General features: G+C 74.6%; 17 protein-coding genes and 1 riboswitch. Of the genes, 6 read left to right on the plus strand and 11 right to left on the minus strand.

Annotated features, from left to right (window positions below; genetic code table 11):
* The first annotated feature begins 28 nt into the window (after positions 1-28).
* Positions 29-349, plus strand: a complete 321-nt coding sequence (locus tag AB3388_RS26235) for a PepSY domain-containing protein (RefSeq protein ID WP_495408277.1) — start codon at positions 29-31, stop codon at positions 347-349.
* Positions 336-1,052: a hypothetical protein gene (locus tag AB3388_RS26240; protein WP_495408278.1), complete on the plus strand. Its 717-nt coding sequence runs from the start codon at positions 336-338 to the stop codon at positions 1,050-1,052. Before AB3388_RS26235 ends, AB3388_RS26240 begins: the two co-directional genes overlap by 14 nt.
* On the opposite strand, the gene AB3388_RS26245 is transcribed toward AB3388_RS26240, so the two are convergent.
* Genes AB3388_RS26245 through pdhA form a run of 5 tightly spaced genes read right to left on the minus strand, consistent with a single transcriptional unit; the run spans position 1,042 to position 6,264 of the window.
* Positions 1,042-2,214 (minus strand): AGE family epimerase/isomerase, encoded by a 1,173-nt coding sequence (locus AB3388_RS26245; RefSeq protein ID WP_495408279.1) that lies wholly within the window; start codon positions 2,212-2,214, stop codon positions 1,042-1,044. The genes AB3388_RS26240 and AB3388_RS26245 overlap by 11 nt on opposite strands.
* Entirely contained in the window at positions 2,211-2,591 is a 381-nt protein-coding gene (locus AB3388_RS26250; protein ID WP_495408280.1) for a hypothetical protein, read from the minus strand. Before AB3388_RS26250 ends, AB3388_RS26245 begins: the two co-directional genes overlap by 4 nt.
* Before the next feature lie 29 nt (positions 2,592-2,620).
* Positions 2,621-4,141, minus strand: coding sequence for a dihydrolipoamide acetyltransferase family protein (locus AB3388_RS26255; protein WP_495408281.1), 1,521 nt, complete (start codon positions 4,139-4,141; stop codon positions 2,621-2,623).
* Positions 4,142-4,144: 3 nt separating this feature from the next.
* On the minus strand, positions 4,145-5,125 hold the full coding sequence (locus AB3388_RS26260) for an alpha-ketoacid dehydrogenase subunit beta (protein ID WP_495408282.1): 981 nt from the start codon (positions 5,123-5,125) through the stop codon (positions 4,145-4,147).
* Positions 5,125-6,264 (minus strand): pyruvate dehydrogenase (acetyl-transferring) E1 component subunit alpha, encoded by a 1,140-nt coding sequence (gene pdhA, locus AB3388_RS26265; RefSeq protein WP_495408283.1) that lies wholly within the window; start codon positions 6,262-6,264, stop codon positions 5,125-5,127. The genes AB3388_RS26260 and pdhA overlap by 1 nt, the downstream gene beginning before the upstream one ends.
* Before the next feature lie 218 nt (positions 6,265-6,482).
* Between pdhA and AB3388_RS26270 the strand changes: the two genes are divergently transcribed.
* Positions 6,483-6,956 (plus strand): Lrp/AsnC family transcriptional regulator, encoded by a 474-nt coding sequence (locus AB3388_RS26270; protein ID WP_448626493.1) that lies wholly within the window; start codon positions 6,483-6,485, stop codon positions 6,954-6,956.
* Positions 6,957-6,980: 24 nt separating this feature from the next.
* Positions 6,981-7,460 carry a hypothetical protein gene (locus tag AB3388_RS26275; protein ID WP_495408284.1) on the plus strand — a complete coding sequence of 160 codons (480 nt, stop codon included), beginning with the start codon at positions 6,981-6,983 and terminating at the stop codon, positions 7,458-7,460.
* Positions 7,461-7,538: 78 nt separating this feature from the next.
* Here the strand turns inward: AB3388_RS26275 and AB3388_RS26280 are convergent, their stop codons facing one another.
* On the minus strand, positions 7,539-8,861 hold the full coding sequence (locus tag AB3388_RS26280; protein ID WP_495408285.1) for a serine hydrolase domain-containing protein: 1,323 nt from the start codon (positions 8,859-8,861) through the stop codon (positions 7,539-7,541).
* Positions 8,862-8,898: 37 nt separating this feature from the next.
* Complete coding sequence (locus AB3388_RS26285) at positions 8,899-9,240, minus strand: DUF3817 domain-containing protein (RefSeq protein WP_495408286.1); 342 nt, start codon at positions 9,238-9,240, stop codon at positions 8,899-8,901.
* A gap of 109 nt (positions 9,241-9,349) precedes the next feature.
* Between AB3388_RS26285 and AB3388_RS26290 the strand changes: the two genes are divergently transcribed.
* Positions 9,350-9,895 (plus strand): hypothetical protein, encoded by a 546-nt coding sequence (locus AB3388_RS26290; protein ID WP_495408287.1) that lies wholly within the window; start codon positions 9,350-9,352, stop codon positions 9,893-9,895.
* On the opposite strand, the gene AB3388_RS26295 is transcribed toward AB3388_RS26290, so the two are convergent.
* The 3 genes from AB3388_RS26295 to AB3388_RS26305 form a co-directional block, all read right to left on the minus strand.
* Entirely contained in the window at positions 9,873-10,235 is a 363-nt protein-coding gene (locus tag AB3388_RS26295; RefSeq protein ID WP_495408288.1) for a DUF2568 domain-containing protein, read from the minus strand. The two genes, AB3388_RS26290 and AB3388_RS26295, sit on opposite strands and share 23 nt — an antisense overlap.
* A gap of 74 nt (positions 10,236-10,309) precedes the next feature.
* A complete protein-coding gene (locus tag AB3388_RS26300) occupies positions 10,310-11,032 on the minus strand; it encodes a hypothetical protein (protein ID WP_495408289.1) in 723 nt (240 codons plus the stop codon).
* A 110-nt stretch (positions 11,033-11,142) separates the two neighbouring features.
* Positions 11,143-12,219, minus strand: coding sequence for a C40 family peptidase (locus tag AB3388_RS26305; protein ID WP_495408290.1), 1,077 nt, complete (start codon positions 12,217-12,219; stop codon positions 11,143-11,145).
* 16 nt (positions 12,220-12,235) lie between these two features.
* Positions 12,236-12,385, minus strand: a riboswitch (cyclic di-AMP (ydaO/yuaA leader).
* A gap of 242 nt (positions 12,386-12,627) precedes the next feature.
* Here AB3388_RS26305 and AB3388_RS26310 point away from each other — a divergent pair.
* Positions 12,628-14,187: a phytoene desaturase family protein gene (locus tag AB3388_RS26310; protein ID WP_495408291.1), complete on the plus strand. Its 1,560-nt coding sequence runs from the start codon at positions 12,628-12,630 to the stop codon at positions 14,185-14,187.
* Positions 14,188-14,199: 12 nt separating this feature from the next.
* Here the strand turns inward: AB3388_RS26310 and AB3388_RS26315 are convergent, their stop codons facing one another.
* Positions 14,200-16,638, minus strand: coding sequence for a transglycosylase domain-containing protein (locus AB3388_RS26315; RefSeq protein ID WP_495408292.1), 2,439 nt, complete (start codon positions 16,636-16,638; stop codon positions 14,200-14,202).
* Positions 16,639-16,645: the final 7 nt, after the last annotated feature.

The following is a 16,645-nucleotide window of genomic DNA, read 5'->3' on the forward strand; positions in this document are numbered from 1 at the left end:
ACACACCCCTGACGGAGGAGGTCTCTCGATGCGCAAGTGGCTGGTCGCGGGCGGCGCCGTGGTCCTCGTCGCCGTCGGCACAGGGGTCGCGGTCGCCTCCGGCGGCCCCGACGCCCAGGAGGGACCCGACGTCCCCATCACCGGCGACGCGCTGCAGAAGGCGAGCGACGCCGCCCTCGCCGCGACCGGCGGCGGCCGGGTCACCGGCACCGAGATCGGCGACGAGGAGAGCTACTACGAGGTCGAGGTCACCCGGGACGACGGCGCCCAGGTCGACGTCCAGGTCGACGAGCACTTCGTCGTCGTGGGCAGCTCGGCCGACGAGGAGGACGGCGGTGCGGGCGGGTGACCGCGGCGGGCCGGCGCTCGCGCTCGCCGCGCTGCTCGCACTGAACGGGTGCGGGTCGCTGCCTCGGGGGAACGCCGCCGTCGAGCTCGATCCGGCCGAGTTCACCGTGGACATCACCAACGAGTACTGGCCGATGCGCCCCGGCGACCGCTGGGCCTACACGTCGACCGATGCCGACGGCACCGCCCAGCAGGTCGAGGTGACCGTGCTCGACGAGACCCACACGGTCGCCGCCGGGATCGAGGCCCGCGTCGTCCACGACGTGGTGTCGGAGGGCGGCGCCGTCGTCGAGGACACCCGGGACTGGTACGCCCAGGACGCCGACGGCAACGTCTGGTACCTGGGCGAGCAGACGACGGAGTACCCGCCCGGGGAGCCGCCCTCGACGGAGGGGTCCTGGGAGGCGGGGGTGGACGGCGCCCAGCCGGGGGTCGCCGTCCCCGCGGACCCCCGGCCCGGGCTCGCCTACCGGCAGGAGTACCTGGCCGGCGAGGCCGAGGACCGGGCGGTGGTGCTCTCCACCGACGAGAAGGTGCAGACGCCCACGGGGATCTACACCGGCGCGCTGCTCACCCGCGAGACGACCCCGCTGGAGCCCGACGTGGCCGAGCTGAAGTTCTACGTGCCGGGCGTCGGGCAGGTGCTGACCCTGCAGACCTCCGGCGGGAGCGAGCGGGAAGAACTGGTCGAGGTCAGCGGCTGACCAGCGCGGCGGCGATGCTGCCGCGCACCGGCCGGCCGTCGAGCAGCAGCATCTGCGCCAGGTGGTAGGCGTCGGGCTGGCCGGCCCACGTGCCGCGGCCGACCGCGCCGGACGGCGTCAGCTCGTGGTGCCAGCTGCCGGTGGCCGGATCGGCGAAGCGCGCCTCGCCGTGCGCCCGCCACCGCGCCGCGAGCTCCCGGTAGCGCTCGTCGCCGGTGACCTCGGCCAGCACGGTGGCCGCGGCGATCGCCTCGCACAGCACCCAGTGCATGCGGGCGCCGACCACCGGCCGGTCGTCCCAGTCGAGGGTGTACGGGAACCCGTCGGAGCCGTCGGCGGCCCAGCCGCGCGTGGCGGCGGCGTCGAACAGCGCGACGGCGTCGTCGAGCAGCCAGGAGGGGCCGAAGTGGCCACTTTGGCCCAGGGCGGCGCGCAGGTGCAGGCACAGCCGGGCCCACTCGAACTGGTGCCCGACCGTCACCCCGTACGGCCGGAACGGGTCGGCCGGCCGGTCGCGGTTGAAGTCCGGCAGGGGCGTCCAGTCCGCGGTGAAGTGCTCGGGCAGCCGCCAGTCCCGCTCGCGGGCCCAGCCGTGCACCACCCGCTCGGTGCTGCGCAGCGCCTGCGCCCGCAGCGCGTCGGCCCCGAGGGCGTCGGCGGCGGCCAGCATCGCCTCCACGCCGTGCATGTTGGCGTTGACGCCGCGGTACTCGGCACACGTCGTCCAGCCGGCGTCCCACTCCTCCACGGCCAGGCCGGCCGCGTCGTCCCAGAACCGCTCCTGCCAGACGGCGAGCGCGTCGTCGAGCAACTCGCGCCCGCCGGGCGCGCCGGCGGTCGTCGCGGTCGCGCCCGCCAGGACGACGAAGGCGTGCACGTAGGCGGCCTTGGTGGGGTCGTCGGTGCTCGCGGACCAGCCGCCGTGTGCCGCGTCGCGCAGCGGACCGCCGGTGAGCGCGGCGATCCCGTGCCGGACCGGTTCGTCCGCGCGTGGGCGGCCCAGCAGCGACGCCAGCCCGAAGACGTGCGTCATCCGCGCGACGATCCAGGTCTCGACCGGCCGCCCGGGCAGCACCCGGCCGTCGTCCCCGAGGTAGCCGAAGCCACCCCCGGGCAGCCGGGACCGCTCGGCGAAGTCGAGCAGCCGGTCGAGATCGGTCATGCGCGACGCGCTGCGCTGCCCGCCACCAGGCGGACGGTCATCGCGACGACCGCCAGCAGGCAGATCAGCCGCACGAGTCCGCCGCCGATGCTGCCGCCGTCGCCGTCGGCGGCTCCCGCGGCGGCGACGTCCAGGGCCCCGAGCACCGCGAGCACGCCCAGCACCACTCCCCCGGTGACCCGGTCGCCGGGGGCGTCGGGGTGCGGGACCAGCAGGAGGAGCGCCCCGGCGAGGGCGAACACGTAGCCGACGACCTGCACGACGGTCGGCGCGCTGCCCTGCTCCAGGCCGGCTCGGCCGCCGCTGACCACGGTGGCGACCACGCTGAGCAGCAGGAAGATCAGCAGCGCGACGAGGGCGTACGTGCGTCGGGCCACGGCAGCGAGCTCCTGGTTCTTCGCGGGACTCAGAAGGTGAACGCGGCGGCGGGGTCGTGGAGCAGGGCGCCGATGTCGGCGAGGAACCGGCTGCCCAGCTCCCCGTCGATGATCCGGTGATCGAACGACAGCCCCAGCTGGGTGACCTGGCGGACTGCGATGCGGCCCTTGTGCACCCACGGCATCTCGCGGACCGCGCCGAACGCCAGGATCGCCGACTCGCCCGGGTTGAGGATCGGCGTCCCCGTGTCGACGCCGAACACGCCCACGTTGGTGATCGTGATCGTGCCGCCGGTCATGTCGGCGGGGGCCGTCTTCCCGGCGCGGGCGGTCTCGGTCAGCTCGGCCAGCGCGCCGGCGAGCTCGGTCAGGGACAGCCGCCCGGCGTCCTTGATGTTGGGGACGACGAGCCCGCGCGGGGTGGCCGCCGCGATGCCCAGGTTGACCTGCCCGTGGACGACGATCTCCTGCGCGGCCTCGTCCCAGGAGCTGTTGACCATCGGATGCTTCTGCGCCGCCAGCAGCAGCGCCTTGGCGACGAGCAGCAGCGGGCTGACCTTGACGCCGGCGAACTCCGGGCGGGCGGCCAGTCGCGCGCGCAGCTTCATCATCCGGGTGACGTCGACGGTGAGGAACTCGGTGACGTGCGGCGCGGTGAACGCGCTGGTCACCATCGCGGCGGCGGTGTGCTTGCGCACCCCCTTGATCGGGATCCGCTGCTCCCCCGCTACAGGACTTTCCGCGCCGAAAGTCCCCTCGACGACCGGGGCGAGGGGACTTTCGGCGCCGAAAGTCCCGGAGGCGGCGGCGTCGATGTCGGCGCGGGTGATGACGCCGCCCTCGCCGGTGCCGCGCACGGTCGCGAGGTCGACGCCGAGGTCCTTGGCGTACTTGCGCACCGGCGGCTTGGCCAGCGGCCGCGCCCGGCCGTGCCCGTGCTCGGCGGCGCGGGACGGCGCGGCCTCCTCGGCGGCCGCGTGCGCCTCCGCGGCGCGGCCGATCTCCAGCCCGCCGTGGCGCACCGGCTTGGTGGTGATGTCGGGCGCGGTGGCCAGCAGCGGCGGGTGCTCGGGCCCCGAGCCGTAGTCGGCCTCCGGCAGGACGGCGGCGGCGCGGGCGGGCGCCGGGGCGGCGGCGCGGCGCGGGCGGCGCTTGGCCTCGGTGGTCCGCGGGCCGTACCCGACCAGCACCGACGTCCGCCCACCGGGGGCGGGACCGCCGATCAGCCCGGCGGCCGGCTCGTCCTCCGCCGGGGACGCGGTGGCCGAGGCGAGCGCCGCGTCGGAGGCCTCGATGCCCCCACCCTCGCCGTCGGCGTCGATCGTGATGATCGGCGTCCCGACGTCGACCGTCGTCCCGGCCTCGAACTTCAGCTCGGTGACCGTGCCGGCGTACGGGGAGGGCAGCTCGACCGCCGCCTTCGCCGTCTCCACCTCGCAGAGCGGCTGGTTGACCGTGACCGTGTCGCCGACGGCGACGAGCCACTGCAGGATCTCGCCCTCGGTCAGGCCCTCGCCGACGTCGGGCAGCTTGAACTCGCGCAGCGTCATCGGTCAGAACTCCAGGGCGCGGTCGACGGCGTCGAGGACCCGGTCGAGGTCGGGGAGGTACTCCTCCTCGAGCTTGGACGGCGGATAGGGCGTGTCGTAGCCGCCCACCCGCAGCACCGGCGCCTCCAGCGAGAAGAAGCACTCCTCGGTGACGCGGGCCGCGATCTCCGAGCCCAGGCCGAGGGTCACCGGCGCCTCGTGGACGACGACGCAGCGCCCGGTGCGCCGCACCGACTCGACGACCGGGTCGAGGTCCAGCGGCGAGAGCGTGCGCAGGTCGATCACCTCGAGCGAGCGCCCCTCCTCGGTGGCCGCCTCGGCAGCCTGCAGCGCCGTCTTCACCATCGGACCGTAGGCCAGCACGGTGAGGTCGTCGCCGCCGCGGACGACCCGCGAGGCGAACAGCGGGCCCGGCGTCGCGTCGGTGTCGACCGGCGCCTTCTCCCAGTACCGCCGCTTGGGCTCGAGGAAGACGATCGGGTCAGGGTGCGCGATCGCCTGCTGGATGCCCCAGTAGGCGTCCTCCGGGTTGGAGACGGCGACCACCTTGAGGCCGGCGGTGTGCGCGAAGTACGCCTCGGGGCTCTCGCTGTGGTGCTCGACCGCGCCGATGCCGCCGCCGAACGGGATCCGGATGACGATCGGCATCGGCAGCTTGCCCTGCGAGCGGGCGTGGATCTTGGCGACCTGGGTGACGATCTGGTTGTAGGCGGGGAACACGAACCCGTCGAACTGGATCTCGCAGACCGGCCGGTAGCCGCGCATGGCCAGCCCGACCGCGGTGCCGAGGATGCCCGCCTCGGCCAGCGGGGTGTCGACGACACGGTCCTCGCCGAAGTCCTTCTGCAGGCCGTCGGTGATGCGGAAGACCCCGCCGAGGCGGCCGATGTCCTCGCCCATGAGCACGACCTTGGCGTCGTCCTCCATCGCCCGGCGCAGGCCGAGGTTGAGCGCTTTGCCGATGGTCAGCGTCTCCGTGCTCATCAGTGGTCCCCGCCCTCGAAGCTCGCGTGGTAGGCGACGAACTCCTCGCGCTGGGCGGCCAGCTGCGGGGTCTGCTCGGCGTACACGTTGTCGAACATCGCGGTGCCCGGCGGGTCCGGCATCTCGACCGTGCCCTTGCGGATGCGGGCGGCCAGCTCGTCGGACTCGGCCTCGACCGCGTCGAAGAACGCGGCGTCGGCCTTGCCGCTGCGGGAGAGGTAGGCCTTGAGCCGGGCGATCGGATCGCGCAGCTTCCACTCCTCCAGCTCGCTGGCCAGCCGGTAACGGGTCGGGTCGTCGGAGGTCGTGTGCGCGCCCATCCGGTAGGTGAACGCCTCGATGAAGGTGGGCCCCTGGCCGTCGCGTGCCGCGGCGAGCGCTGCCCTCGTCACCGCGAGGACGGCCAGGACGTCGTTGCCGTCGACGCGGACGCCGGGGAAGCCGAAGCCGGCCGCCCGCCGGAACAGCGGCACCTTGGACTGGCGCTCGAGCGGCACGCTGATCGCGTACTGGTTGTTCTGGCAGAAGAAGACGACGGGGGCGCTGAAGCTCGCCGCCCAGATCAGCGCCTCGTTGACCTCGCCCTGGCTGGTCGCGCCGTCGCCGAGGAAGGCGAGGACGGCGGACTCCGCGCCGTCGCGCTGCAGGCCCATGGCGTAGCCGGTGGCGTGCAGGCACTGGGCGCCGATGACGACGGTGTAGAGGTTGAAGCCGGTCGCCACCGGGTCCCAGCCGCCGTTGTCGACGCCGCGGAACAGGCTGATGACGTGCAGCGGGTCGACGCCGCGGGCCCACGCGACGCCGTGCTCGCGATAGGTCGGGAAGGCCATGTCGCCGGCCTCGAGGGCGCGGCCGGCGCCGATCTGCGCGGCCTCCTGACCCAGCAGCGAGGCCCAGATGCCCAGCTCGCCCTGGCGCTGCAGGGCGGTGGCCTCGACGTCCCAGCGGCGCACCAGGGTGAGGTCCCGGTACAGCCCGCGCAGCTCGTCGTCCGACACCTCGACGGAGTACTCGGGGTGCTCGACCCGCTCGCCCTCCGGCGTCAGCAGCTGGACCAGCTCGGGCTGCCGCGGGAGATGCGGGGCGTCGGCCCCGGGAACCGGGTTGAACGCCTCTTCGGTCTGCTGCAGGGCAGTCACGGGCTACTCCTCGCCGTCTTGCCGGGGCGGCCGGGGTCGCCGGCTGTCCTCGGTGGTGGACGTCTCGTGGCACCGGGGTGTGGTGCCACTCACATCATGCTGACACGACATCCCCGTGCGTGGACCACACCACCCGGAAGCGATCTGCGCAAGGTCGCCCGAACGGATTGCGCACGATGAGTACTAGTAGGACGTCCACGCATGTCAGACTGAGCAACGTGCCCGACGTCGACGCGACCGACGCCCGGTTGCTGCTCGCCCTGTCGGAGGATCCGCGGGCCAGCGTCATGGCGCTCTCCCAGCGGCTGGGGCTGGCCCGCAACACGGTGCAGGCGCGGCTGTCCCGGCTGGAGAAGGACGGCGCCCTCGCCCCGTTCGAGCGGCGGGTGCGCCCGGAGGCCCTGGGCTACCGGCTGCGCGCCTACGTCACCGTGCAGGTGGTGCAGCGCAGCCTCGCCGAGGTCAGCGACGCGCTGGCGCACATCCCCGAGGTGCTCGAGGTGATAGGTCTCTCCGGCGTCGTCGACCTGCTGGTGCAGGTCGCCGCGCGGGACGCCGACGACCTCTGGCGGATCACCGAGCAGGTGCTGGCGATCCCCGGCGTGCAGCGCACCGACACCGCGCTGGCCCTGCGCCGGTTCGTCGACCACCGGATGACCCCGCTGCTGGAGCGCGCCGCCGGCGTCGAGTGAGGCGTGCCGGGGTAGCGGCAGGCCATGGCCACGAGAAGCGTGCTCGGCTGGGCGCTGCGCGGGGCGGCGGCCGGCGCCGCGGCGACCACCGCGCTGAACGCCGTCACCTACCTGGACATGGCGGTGCGCGGCCGGGCCGCCAGCTCCACGCCGGAGGACACGGTCGAGAAGCTCGCCGGGACCGCGCACGTGCGCATCCCCGGCGACGAGCGGACGCGGGAGAACCGGAAGCAGGGCCTCGGCCCGCTGATGGGGCTGGTGGCCGGCGTGGGAGTCGGCGCCCTGGCCGGCCTGGCGCGCGCGGCCGGGTTCCGGTCCAGCCCGCCGCTGGGCACGGTGCTCGCGACGGCCGGCGTCCTGGTCGCGGCGAACGGGCCGATGACGGTGCTCGGCATCACCGATCCGCGGACCTGGTCGGCCACCGACTGGGCGAGCGACGTCGTCCCCCACCTGGCCTACGGCGTCGTCCTGAAGACCACGCTGGACGCCTTCGACCGCCGCTGATCGTCCGCGAGATCTGCACATTGGTGGCGATCAGACGCTGACGGCCACCAGTGTGCAGATCTCGCGTCGAACAGGGGCTCACCGCCAGCCGCGGTCGTCGACACCACCCGGCACCGGGGCCTGCGGGTCGTAGGGCGTGCGGGTGAAGACGAACGTGCCGAGGTCGAGGTGGTCGCCGGCGATCCGCAGCGTCTCGCCCACGAAGTAGCCGTCGAGCCCGCCCCAGGAGCCGTCCGGACGGCGGGCGAACCGGCTGGCGCGACCGTTGCGGCCGGGCATCGGGCCGAGGTGCAGCAACCCGCCGGGGACGGCGCGCAGCACGTAGGGCACCGGCCCCCAGAACCAGACGCCGAGCAGGTCGAGGTCCACCGGCGCCGGTGAGGGAGCCCAGGCGTCCACGATCCGCGGCTCGGCGTCGCGCAGGTCGGCCAGCAGGCCCGGGACCAGCGGGTCCATGAAGCTGGTCGTGTTGGCCAGCGACACCGCGCCGGTCCGCTCCTCCCGATCGACGAACACGCCGGCGACGAAGCCCGGCATCGAGCCGCCGTGCCCGACCAGCGTCCGGCCGTCGACCCGCACCACGGCGAGGCCGAGCCCGTAGGCCGACCAGCCCGCCGCGGAGGAGTCCACGCCGGCGGGCGCGGTCATCTCCTCGAGGCTGCCCGGGTCCAGGACGCCGCCGGTGTCCCCGAGCAGGAATGCGGCCCAGCGCGCGAGGTCGGCCAGCGTCGCCCACAGCTGCCCGGCCGCGGCCATGACCCCCGCATGGTGCTCCGGCTCGGGCAGGACGACGTCGGCCCACGGGTGCACCGCGGTGCCGGCCGCCGCGGGCGGCACCGGGCGCGGCGTCGTCCGGTCCATCCCGAGCGGACCCAGCACCTCGGCGCGGACGACGTCCTCCCAGGCGGCGCCGCGCTGCCGCGCGACCAGCTCGCCGAGCAGTCCGAAGCCCAGGTTGGAGTAGTGGAACCGGCGGGCGGCCCCCAGGACGACGTCGGCGGCGCCCAGCCCGAGCTCCTCGAGCGCGCCGCCCGGCGTGCGCTCCCACCAGCCGCCGGGACTCTCCGCGGCGGCGCCGGAGAGGTGCGACAGCAACTGCCCGACCGTGCGGTCGCCCAGCGGTGTGCCGGGCAGGTGCTTCTCCAGCGGGTCGTCGAGGGCGAGCCGGCCCTCGTCGCGCAGCCGCATGACGACGGTCGCGGTGATCGTCTTGCTGATCGACCCGAGCCGGTACTGGACGTCGGTGTGCGGCTCCGGCACGTCGCCGCGCCCTGCCGACCAGGCGAGCCCGCCGTCGCGGACCACGCCGGCGACCAGGCTCGGCGCGCGGCCGTCGCGCTGGGCGCGGGCGGTGCGGGCCAGCAGCCGGCGGGCGGTCGCCGGCAGCACGGGTTCGGGCATGCCAGGACCGTAGTGAGCCGTCCGCGGAGCGGCCCGGTCAGCCGACGGGAGCGAGCTCCCGCCGGGGCAGCCGGCCGCGGCGGCTCGCCCGCCGTTCGAACCAGACGGTGGCCAGCGGCGGGACGGCGGCGACCAGGGCGAGCAGCGTGGTGCGCACCGGCCAGCGCAGCACCTTGGCGGCGAGCAGGGTGACCGCGACGAACGCCACGAACACGGCACCGTGGATGGGGCCGAAGACGTGCACCCCCACCTCCGTCGTCCGCGGGACGTACTTCAGGTACATGCCGGCGAGCAGTCCGAGCCAGGAGATCGCCTCGGCGACGGCGACCACCCGGAAGGCGGTGGCGACCAGGGCGGGGCGGGGCGTGCGCGACGGCATGGGGCGGGGTCCTCCTCGGGTGCGGGTGTCCGGAGGCCTCAACGGCCGGCGCACCCGCCGGCGTCCCCGCTGCGCAGTGTGACGTTCGTCGGATGGCAGGGTCGGCGGCGTGCAGGGGCTGGCGCGGCGGGAGTTCTGCCTCGTGCTGCTGCGCCGGATGGCCGACGTCCGCCCCGATCTGGTGGCGCAGGCGCTGCCGCGGCTCGGGGCCGACCGGGCGCAGGCCCGCGCCGCGCACCGGCGCTGGCAGGCGCTGCACCACGCGGCCCGGGCACCGCGCGGGCTGGCGCTGCGCACCGCCGTCCTGGGGCCGCCCGACGAGGTGGAGGACCGCCGGTTCGGGGACCTCGACGTCGAGGTGCGCCGCTGGCCGCTGCCGCTGTGGCCGCACCTGCTGTGGGAGGTGCTGTCCGGCCCCGGCGGGACGGTGCTGAACGAGCACCTGGTCCGCGCGCCGGGCTCGCCGGTGCCGCCCGCGGCCGCGGGCCGGCTGCGGGTGTGGGAGCACGTGCTCGACGACGTCGTCGGCCTGCCGGGAGCGGTGAGCGTCGACCCGGGCGTGGTGACCCGCTGGGAGATCCACCTCCCGGGCGGCGTCCGCGCGCAGTTCGTCTGGGGGCTGCTGCAGCAGGTCAGGCCGCCGGCGGAGGAGTGACCAGGGCGGACGGCGGACCCGAGAGCACCGAGCCGAGGACGGCGGCCACCGCGAGGACGGCGGCGAGCCGCGGGTGCCCCGACAGCGCGAGCGCCAGGACCGCCGAGCCGTAGACGACGACCTTGGTGGCGACGGCGAGCACCGCGACCTGCACCGGCGCGTGCGGGGCGGCGAACAGGCCCCAGAGCACCGCCGCGGCCAGCGGGGCGCCGATGGCGGCCAGCACCCGACCGGTCGTCGTGGTGGACAGCGACCAGGCGCCGACCGCGAGCGCGGCGAGAGCGGCGATCTCTGAGGCGAAGGCCACGGTGGCCCAGGTCCAGTTCCACACGTGCGCCATGATTCCTGCTCCGTTTCGTGATCGACGATCCGATTCGAGAGCAGTGTTCTCGTCGACTGATGGGCTGTCAACCCTCACCCGGGCAGCGCCAGGGTCACGCAGACCACGCGGGCATGGCCGGCGGCGCAGTCGGGCGGCAGCCTCGCCTGGTCCAGCCGCCAGGACTCGAGGACGAGCTCGCGCGCGCCGTCCGGCACGGGGAACGCGACCTGCTGCTCGATCCGGCCGGTGTTGTCCGGCCGCATCGTCGCCGAGTAGACGACCGCCGCGGTCGGCGCGTCGACGATGCGGACCGCGACGGACTGGTTCTCGTCCATGCTCCCGGCGCGGACGGTCAGGGACAGGGTCGCCGGAGGGCCGGGCTGCACGGCGACCTCCGTGATCGACGGATGCCCGGAGAAGTCGGCCGCGCCGGCCGCCGCGAAGATGGCGAACAGCAGGCCCGCGACATAGGCGGCGGACCCGCCGGCCAGCGCAGCCACCTCCATGCGGGCCCCGCGGACCATGAGCGCCAGCAGGCTGAGGCAGACCGCCACCACGGCGGAGACGCCGGCGGCGACCAGCAGTTTGCGCGCGTCCGAGTCGTCGAGGAGCAGGTCGATGCGGTCGCTGTTCACCCCGAACACGGCGAGCAGCCCGCCGACGGCGGCGACGGCGCCGATCAGGGTCGTGGCGACGCGGTCCAGCTTGGGGATGCGCGGATCGGCCTCGCCGGCCGCCGGCGGGACGCCGTCGCCGTCCTCCGCTGCCCGCTGCCCCACCGTGCCCTCCCGGACCTCCGACCGAGCCGCCGGCACCGGATCGTCCTCCCCCGGGCGTCCGCGTGGCCGCCTTCCGGGCGCCGGAACACGACAGAGCCCCCGGCCGCGGGGGAGGCGGCCGGGGGCTCTGCGAGCGTGCGGGTGGGTCAGCCGGCGATGCGCCGCATCGCGGTGATCTTGCCGACGGCGTCGATCGAGGCCACCTTGACCACGTCGCCGGACGTCGGGGCGTGCACCATCTGGCCGTTGCCGATGTAGATGCCGACATGGCTGACCGGGCTGTAGAAGAAGATCAGGTCGCCCGGCTGGAGCTCGCCGCGGGAGACGGCCTGGCCCATCCGGGACTGCTGGAGGCTGGAGTGCGGGACGCTCACGCCGGCGGCCTTGTAGGCGAACAGGACCAGGCCGGAGCAGTCGAACGAGCCGGGGCCGGCGGCCGCCCACACGTAGGGCTTGCCACGCTGGGCCATCGCCGTGTCGACGGCGGTCTGCGCGGCCGTGCTGCTCGCCACGATCGGCCCCGAGGGCAGCGGCTCGGCCCGCTCGGCCCGGCTGGCGCGCTCCCCGCCGTGGCCGGCCAGCTCGGTGGTCGCCTGCCGCTCCTCGGCGGTGAGCCGGCTGAAGTCGGCCTGGTACTCGTCGACCTGCTTCTGCAGATCGGCCTGCTGGGCGGCGACCGCGTCGAAGGTGGCCTGGGCCTCGGTGGCGGCCTTGGCGGCCGTGGCCTGCGCCTGGGCGGCCACCTGGCTGGCCTCGGCGGCCTGGCCGAGGATCTCGTTCTGGTGCGCGGCGACCATGTCCAGCGTCGACATGCGCGCAACGAAGTCGTCGGCCCCGTCGCTGGTCATCAGCGCGGCGAAGCCGTTGAGCCCCTCGCCGGTGAAGGCGCTGCGGGCGATGCCGCGGACCTGCGCCTGCGCGGTGGCGAGCTCGGCTTGCGCCTGGGCCTGGGTGGCCTCGGCGGCGCGGACGGCGTCCTGCTGGGCGGTGAGCGCATCGCGCGCCTCGTTGAACTTCTCGGTCACGACCTCGAGGTCGTGGGCCCGGGCCGCCATGAGCGCGGCGGCCTCCTGCGCGGTGGCGGGGGCGGGCGCGGCCGAGGCCGGCACCGGGACGAACGCGACGCCGATGGCGCCGGCGAGAGTGAGGACCGCACGGCGCGCGGTGATCCGCGGGCGCTGCAGGAGGTTCGGGCGCGGGAAGGACGTCCGAGGGGTCGCCATGGCCTGGCGGCTCTCCATTTCTTCCGAATCAGCCGCCTACCGAGTTAGCTGACGGGTTCGGGCTCAGAAGGCGCCCGGCGGGCCGGCCTGGAGGGCCGGACCTGCTTCACCCCGGTGCTGCGGTGGGTCCCCGGTCCGGCGTCCGCGTCTCGCGCGGTCCACCGGTTCGGCGGCGCCCGGCGGGTGTCACTGAGTAGTGACTCAACGCCCCGACGGACATACAGACGGTAAGCGGATGACCGCCTCATGACAATCACCTGGATGTAATTTGTGCACCTCTTCACAACCGTTTGCGCTTCACAGCGCACGCTGCGTGACGAGCCCGAGCCCGAGCTCCGCGGCGTGTCATGTGAACGTGAACATGGCGACCTGGGCAAACGGCATCCGGGCGGCGGTTACGGTGCGCAGATGCCGCATGCGCGCTACGACGTCGTCGTTGTCGGAGGTGGACACAACGGCCTGACCGCCGCCGCCTACCTGGCCCAGGCCGGCCGGTCGGTGCTGGTGCTGGAGCGCCGGCCGGAGGTGGGCGGGGCCGCCGTCAGCCGGCAGCTGTTCGACGGCGTCGACGTCCGCCTGTCGGCCTACTCCTACCTGGTCAGCCTGCTGCCCGACCGCATCGTGGCGGACCTCGGCCTGGAGCTGACGCTCCTCGACCGGGCGGTCGCCTCCTACACCGCGGTGGCCCGGGGCGGCCGGTCGGTCGGCCTGCTGGTCGAACGGGAGGAGGGCCCGGCCACGGCCGCCTCGTTCCGGGCGCTCACCGGCTCCGATGCCGAGCTGGCCGGCTGGCAGCGGTTCTACGGCCGGCTGGCGACGCTCGCGGAGGACCTGGCGCCCACCCTCACCGAGCCCCTGCTCGCGCCCGGCGAGCTCGCCGGCCGGCTGCGCGACCCCGGGCTCTGGCACGACCTGCGCGAGCGCCCGCTCGCCGAGGTCGTCGCCGACCACCTCGCCGACGACGTCGTCCGCGGGGTGGCGCTCACCGACGGGCTGATCGGCACCTTCGCCGACGTGCACGACGCGGGCAGCGCCGCCGGCCGCTGCTTCCTCTACCACCTGATCGGCAACGGGACCGGGCGCTGGCGGGTGCCGGTCGGCGGCATGGGCGCGGTCACCGGGGCGCTGGCCGCGGCGGCCCGGGCTGCGGGGACCGAGCTGGTCACCCGGGCGACGGTCACGGCGCTGGAGCCCGGCCGGGACGGCGTCACCGTGCACTGGACGAGCGAGGACGGCGACGCCGCGGCCGAGGCCGGGCACGTCGTCGTCGGAGCGGCGCCGACCGTGCTCGCCGAGCTGACCGGGACCGATGCCGGAGCGCGGCCGAGCGGCTCGCAGCTGAAGGTGAACATGGTCCTGGCCCGGCTGCCGCGGCTGCGCTCGGGCACGGACCCGGCGACCGCCTTCGCCGGCACCTTCCACGTGGACGAGGCCGCCGGCCAGCTCGACGCGGCCTACGCCCGGGCCGCCGCCGGGCAGCTGCCCGAGACGATCCCGTTCGAGGTGTACTGCCACTCGCTGACCGATCCGACGATCCTCGGGCCGGAAGCGCGCGCCGCGGGCCTGCACACCCTGACGCTGTTCGGCCTGCACACCCCGGCGGAGCTCTACGCGGCGGACAACGAGACCACCCGCGGCGAGGCCGTCCGGCGGGTGGTCGCCCAGCTGGACGCGCACCTGGAGGAGCCGCTGCTGGACTGCCTGGCGCGCGACGCGCACGGGCAGCCCTGCCTGCAGGCCGCCTCACCGCTCGACGTGGAGGCCGCCCTGGCCATGCCGGGCGGCCACATCTTCCACGGCGACCTCGACTGGCCGGTGGCCCGCGCGCCGGAGGAGGCCGGCACGTGGGGCGTGGCGACCGCGCACCCGCGGATCGTCTCGGCGTCGTCCGGGGGCACGGTGCGCGGCGGCGCGGTCAGCGGGCTGGGCGGCTACGCGGCCGCCCGGCACCTCCTCGCGGCCCGCTGAGGCCGCCGCCGGTCAGTTGTCGCCGTCGTCGCCGCCCTGACCGGGGCCCGACGGGAAGTCGCCGGGCGGCCGGCCGGGCGGCGGTCCCTGGTCGGCGCCCTGGTCCCCGTTGCCCTGGTCCCCGTTGCCCTGGTCGCCGTTCCCGCCCTCGTCGGCCGGTGGGTCCGGCGCCGGTTGTTGCTGCTCCTCCTGCGGAGCGGGCTGGGGAGCGGGCTCCGGCTCGGGCTCGGGTTCCGGCTTTGGCTCGACGTAGTCCGAGCCGTTGCTCACCCGGATCATGACGACCTGGCCGGGCACGGCGCGGTTGCGGGGGCTGAGCCCGACGAACGTGCCCGCGGGGCGGGAGCTGTCGACCCGCACGGTGGTGTAGGCGAAGCCGGCGTTGGCCAGCGCCCGCTGACACCGGCTGACGCTCCCGCAGCTCGGCACCGGCTTGGTGTTGCCGTTCTCCACCGTCTCGTCGGCCGGCGGGAACTGCCCGCTGCCCCGCGCCTGGAGGATGGGCTCCATCGCGTCGTGCCAGATCGTCGCCGGCTTGTTGCCGCCGAACCCGCCGACGTCCTCGTTGCGCTTGGGGTTGAGCACCATGACGCTGGCGGTGATCTCCGGCGTGTAGCCCACGAACGCGGCCGAGAAGTTCTCCTGCGAGGTCCCGGTCTTGCCGGCGATCTGGTGACCGGGCACGTACGCGCGGCGGCCGGTCTGGCCGCCGTAGCCGGGCTCGACGTCCCGGCGCAGCATCTGGTTGATCGTGTTGGCGATCCCCGGCGCGATCGCCTCCGGCGTGCACCGGTCGCGGACCAGCGGCTGCCCGTCGTCGCCGAGCACGTCCTTGCCGTTGCGGTCCAGCAGCCGGGTCACCGGGACGACGTCGCACTGCGTGCCGCCGGCGGCGAAGGTCGAGTAGGCGCTGGCCAGCCCGAGCGGGCTGGTCGGCTCCGAGCCGAAGGTGAACGAGCCGCGGTTGTCGTCGATGATCTGCTGCGGCAGCGCGGGGTCGCTGAACTGGAACAGCCCCGCCCGCTCGGCCATCCGCACCGGCTCCTCGACGCTGCCGAGGGCGTCCTCCAGGCCGAGGAAGTAGGTGTTGGAGGACTGGTAGAGCGCCGTGGTCATGTCGAGGGTGCTGGCGTAGCGGCCCGCGTTCTCGACGTCGTAGGGCTTGCCGCCGTCCTTGTAGACCCGCGACACGTACGGGTCCGACGTCGTCAGCGTGTAGTGGGTGCCGAAGCCGCGGGCCAGCGCCGCGGCCGTCACGAACACCTTGTAGGTCGATCCGGAGCCCTGGCTGGGCGCCACGTTGAGGTTGAAGGACTCCTGCGCCGGGTCGTTGATGTCGTAGCCGAAGACCCGGTTGACGCTCATGGCCAGCAGGTGCCCGGTACCGGGCTGGACGGCGGTGAACATCGCCGCCCGCGACTCGCCCAGCGGCAGCGTCTGCAGCACCGCCGCGTCACCCGCCCGCTGCAGGTCGGGGTCCAGGGTGGTCTGGACGACGTAGCCCTTGGTCTCCAGGTCCTCCTGCGTGAGGCCCAGCTGCTGGATGAGGTACTGCTGGACGAAGTCGCAGACGTAGGGACCGACCGAGGCCTGCACGCAGCCGCGGCGGGGAGCCGGCCCCGGCGCGAGGCCCAGCGGGGCGGCCGCTGCGTCGGCGGCCTCCTGCGCGGAGATGTAGCCCTGGTCGGCCATCCGCGAGAGCACCTCGTTGCGCCGCGCGGTGGCCGCCTCGGGGGCGGTGAACGGGTTGTCGTGCGTGGGGCTCTGCACCAGCCCGGCCAGCAGCGCCGCCTGCGGCAGGGTGAGCGCGGCGGCGTCGACGCTGAAGAAGGCGCGCGCGGCGGGCTGGATGCCGTAGGCGTTCTCGCCGAAGTACACGATGTTGAGGTAGCGGCTGAGGATCTCGTCCTTGCCGTACTCGTCCTCGAGCGCGAGGGCCAGGCGGGCCTCCCGCAGCTTGCGGCCGACGGTCTGCTCCACCGCGGCGCGGCGCTCCTCGGGGGTGTCCGCGGTCTGCAGCAGGGTCTGCTTGACCAGCTGCTGGGTGAGCGTCGACCCGCCCTCCTGCACACCGCCGGAGACGATGTTGGTCAGCAGCGCCCGCGCGGTGCCCTGGACGTCGAGGCCGTTGTGCTCGTAGAAGCGGGCGTCCTCGATCGCGACCATCGCGTGTTTCATGACGTCGGCGATCTGGTCGGAGGCGACCGGCGCGCGGTTCTCGTCGTAGAACCACGTGATGGGCTCGCCGTTGGCCGCGAGCACGACCGTGTTGCCGGCCGGCGGCTCGTCGGTCAGCTCGACCGGCGGCTTCCCGAGCAGGCCGGTGGACTTCTGCGCCGCCAGCGACGGGCCACCGATCCAGGGGAAGAGCAGACCGGCCAGGAGGACCCCGGCGACGACGATGGTCGACAGCAGCTTGAGCAGCGTGCTGGCAGCTTTCGGCCGATCCATCGCCCCC

This window comes from Geodermatophilus sp. SMS 5-13, assembly GCF_059428245.1.

Coding starts and splice junctions, on each gene's coding strand:
- AB3388_RS26260 (WP_495408282.1), bottom strand. CDS start 5,125: ATGAGCACGGAGACGCTGACCATCGGCAAAGCGCTCAACCTCGGCCTG.
- AB3388_RS26285 (WP_495408286.1), bottom strand. CDS start 9,240: ATGCCGTCGCGCACGCCCCGCCCCGCCCTGGTCGCCACCGCCTTCCGG.
- AB3388_RS26280 (WP_495408285.1), bottom strand. CDS start 8,861: ATGCCCGAACCCGTGCTGCCGGCGACCGCCCGCCGGCTGCTGGCCCGC.
- AB3388_RS26235 (WP_495408277.1), top strand. CDS start 29: ATGCGCAAGTGGCTGGTCGCGGGCGGCGCCGTGGTCCTCGTCGCCGTC.
- AB3388_RS26245 (WP_495408279.1), bottom strand. CDS start 2,214: ATGACCGATCTCGACCGGCTGCTCGACTTCGCCGAGCGGTCCCGGCTG.
- AB3388_RS26315 (WP_495408292.1), bottom strand. CDS start 16,638: ATGGATCGGCCGAAAGCTGCCAGCACGCTGCTCAAGCTGCTGTCGACC.
- AB3388_RS26275 (WP_495408284.1), top strand. CDS start 6,981: ATGGCCACGAGAAGCGTGCTCGGCTGGGCGCTGCGCGGGGCGGCGGCC.
- AB3388_RS26295 (WP_495408288.1), bottom strand. CDS start 10,235: ATGGCGCACGTGTGGAACTGGACCTGGGCCACCGTGGCCTTCGCCTCA.
- AB3388_RS26255 (WP_495408281.1), bottom strand. CDS start 4,141: ATGACGCTGCGCGAGTTCAAGCTGCCCGACGTCGGCGAGGGCCTGACC.
- AB3388_RS26310 (WP_495408291.1), top strand. CDS start 12,628: ATGCCGCATGCGCGCTACGACGTCGTCGTTGTCGGAGGTGGACACAAC.
- AB3388_RS26305 (WP_495408290.1), bottom strand. CDS start 12,219: ATGGCGACCCCTCGGACGTCCTTCCCGCGCCCGAACCTCCTGCAGCGC.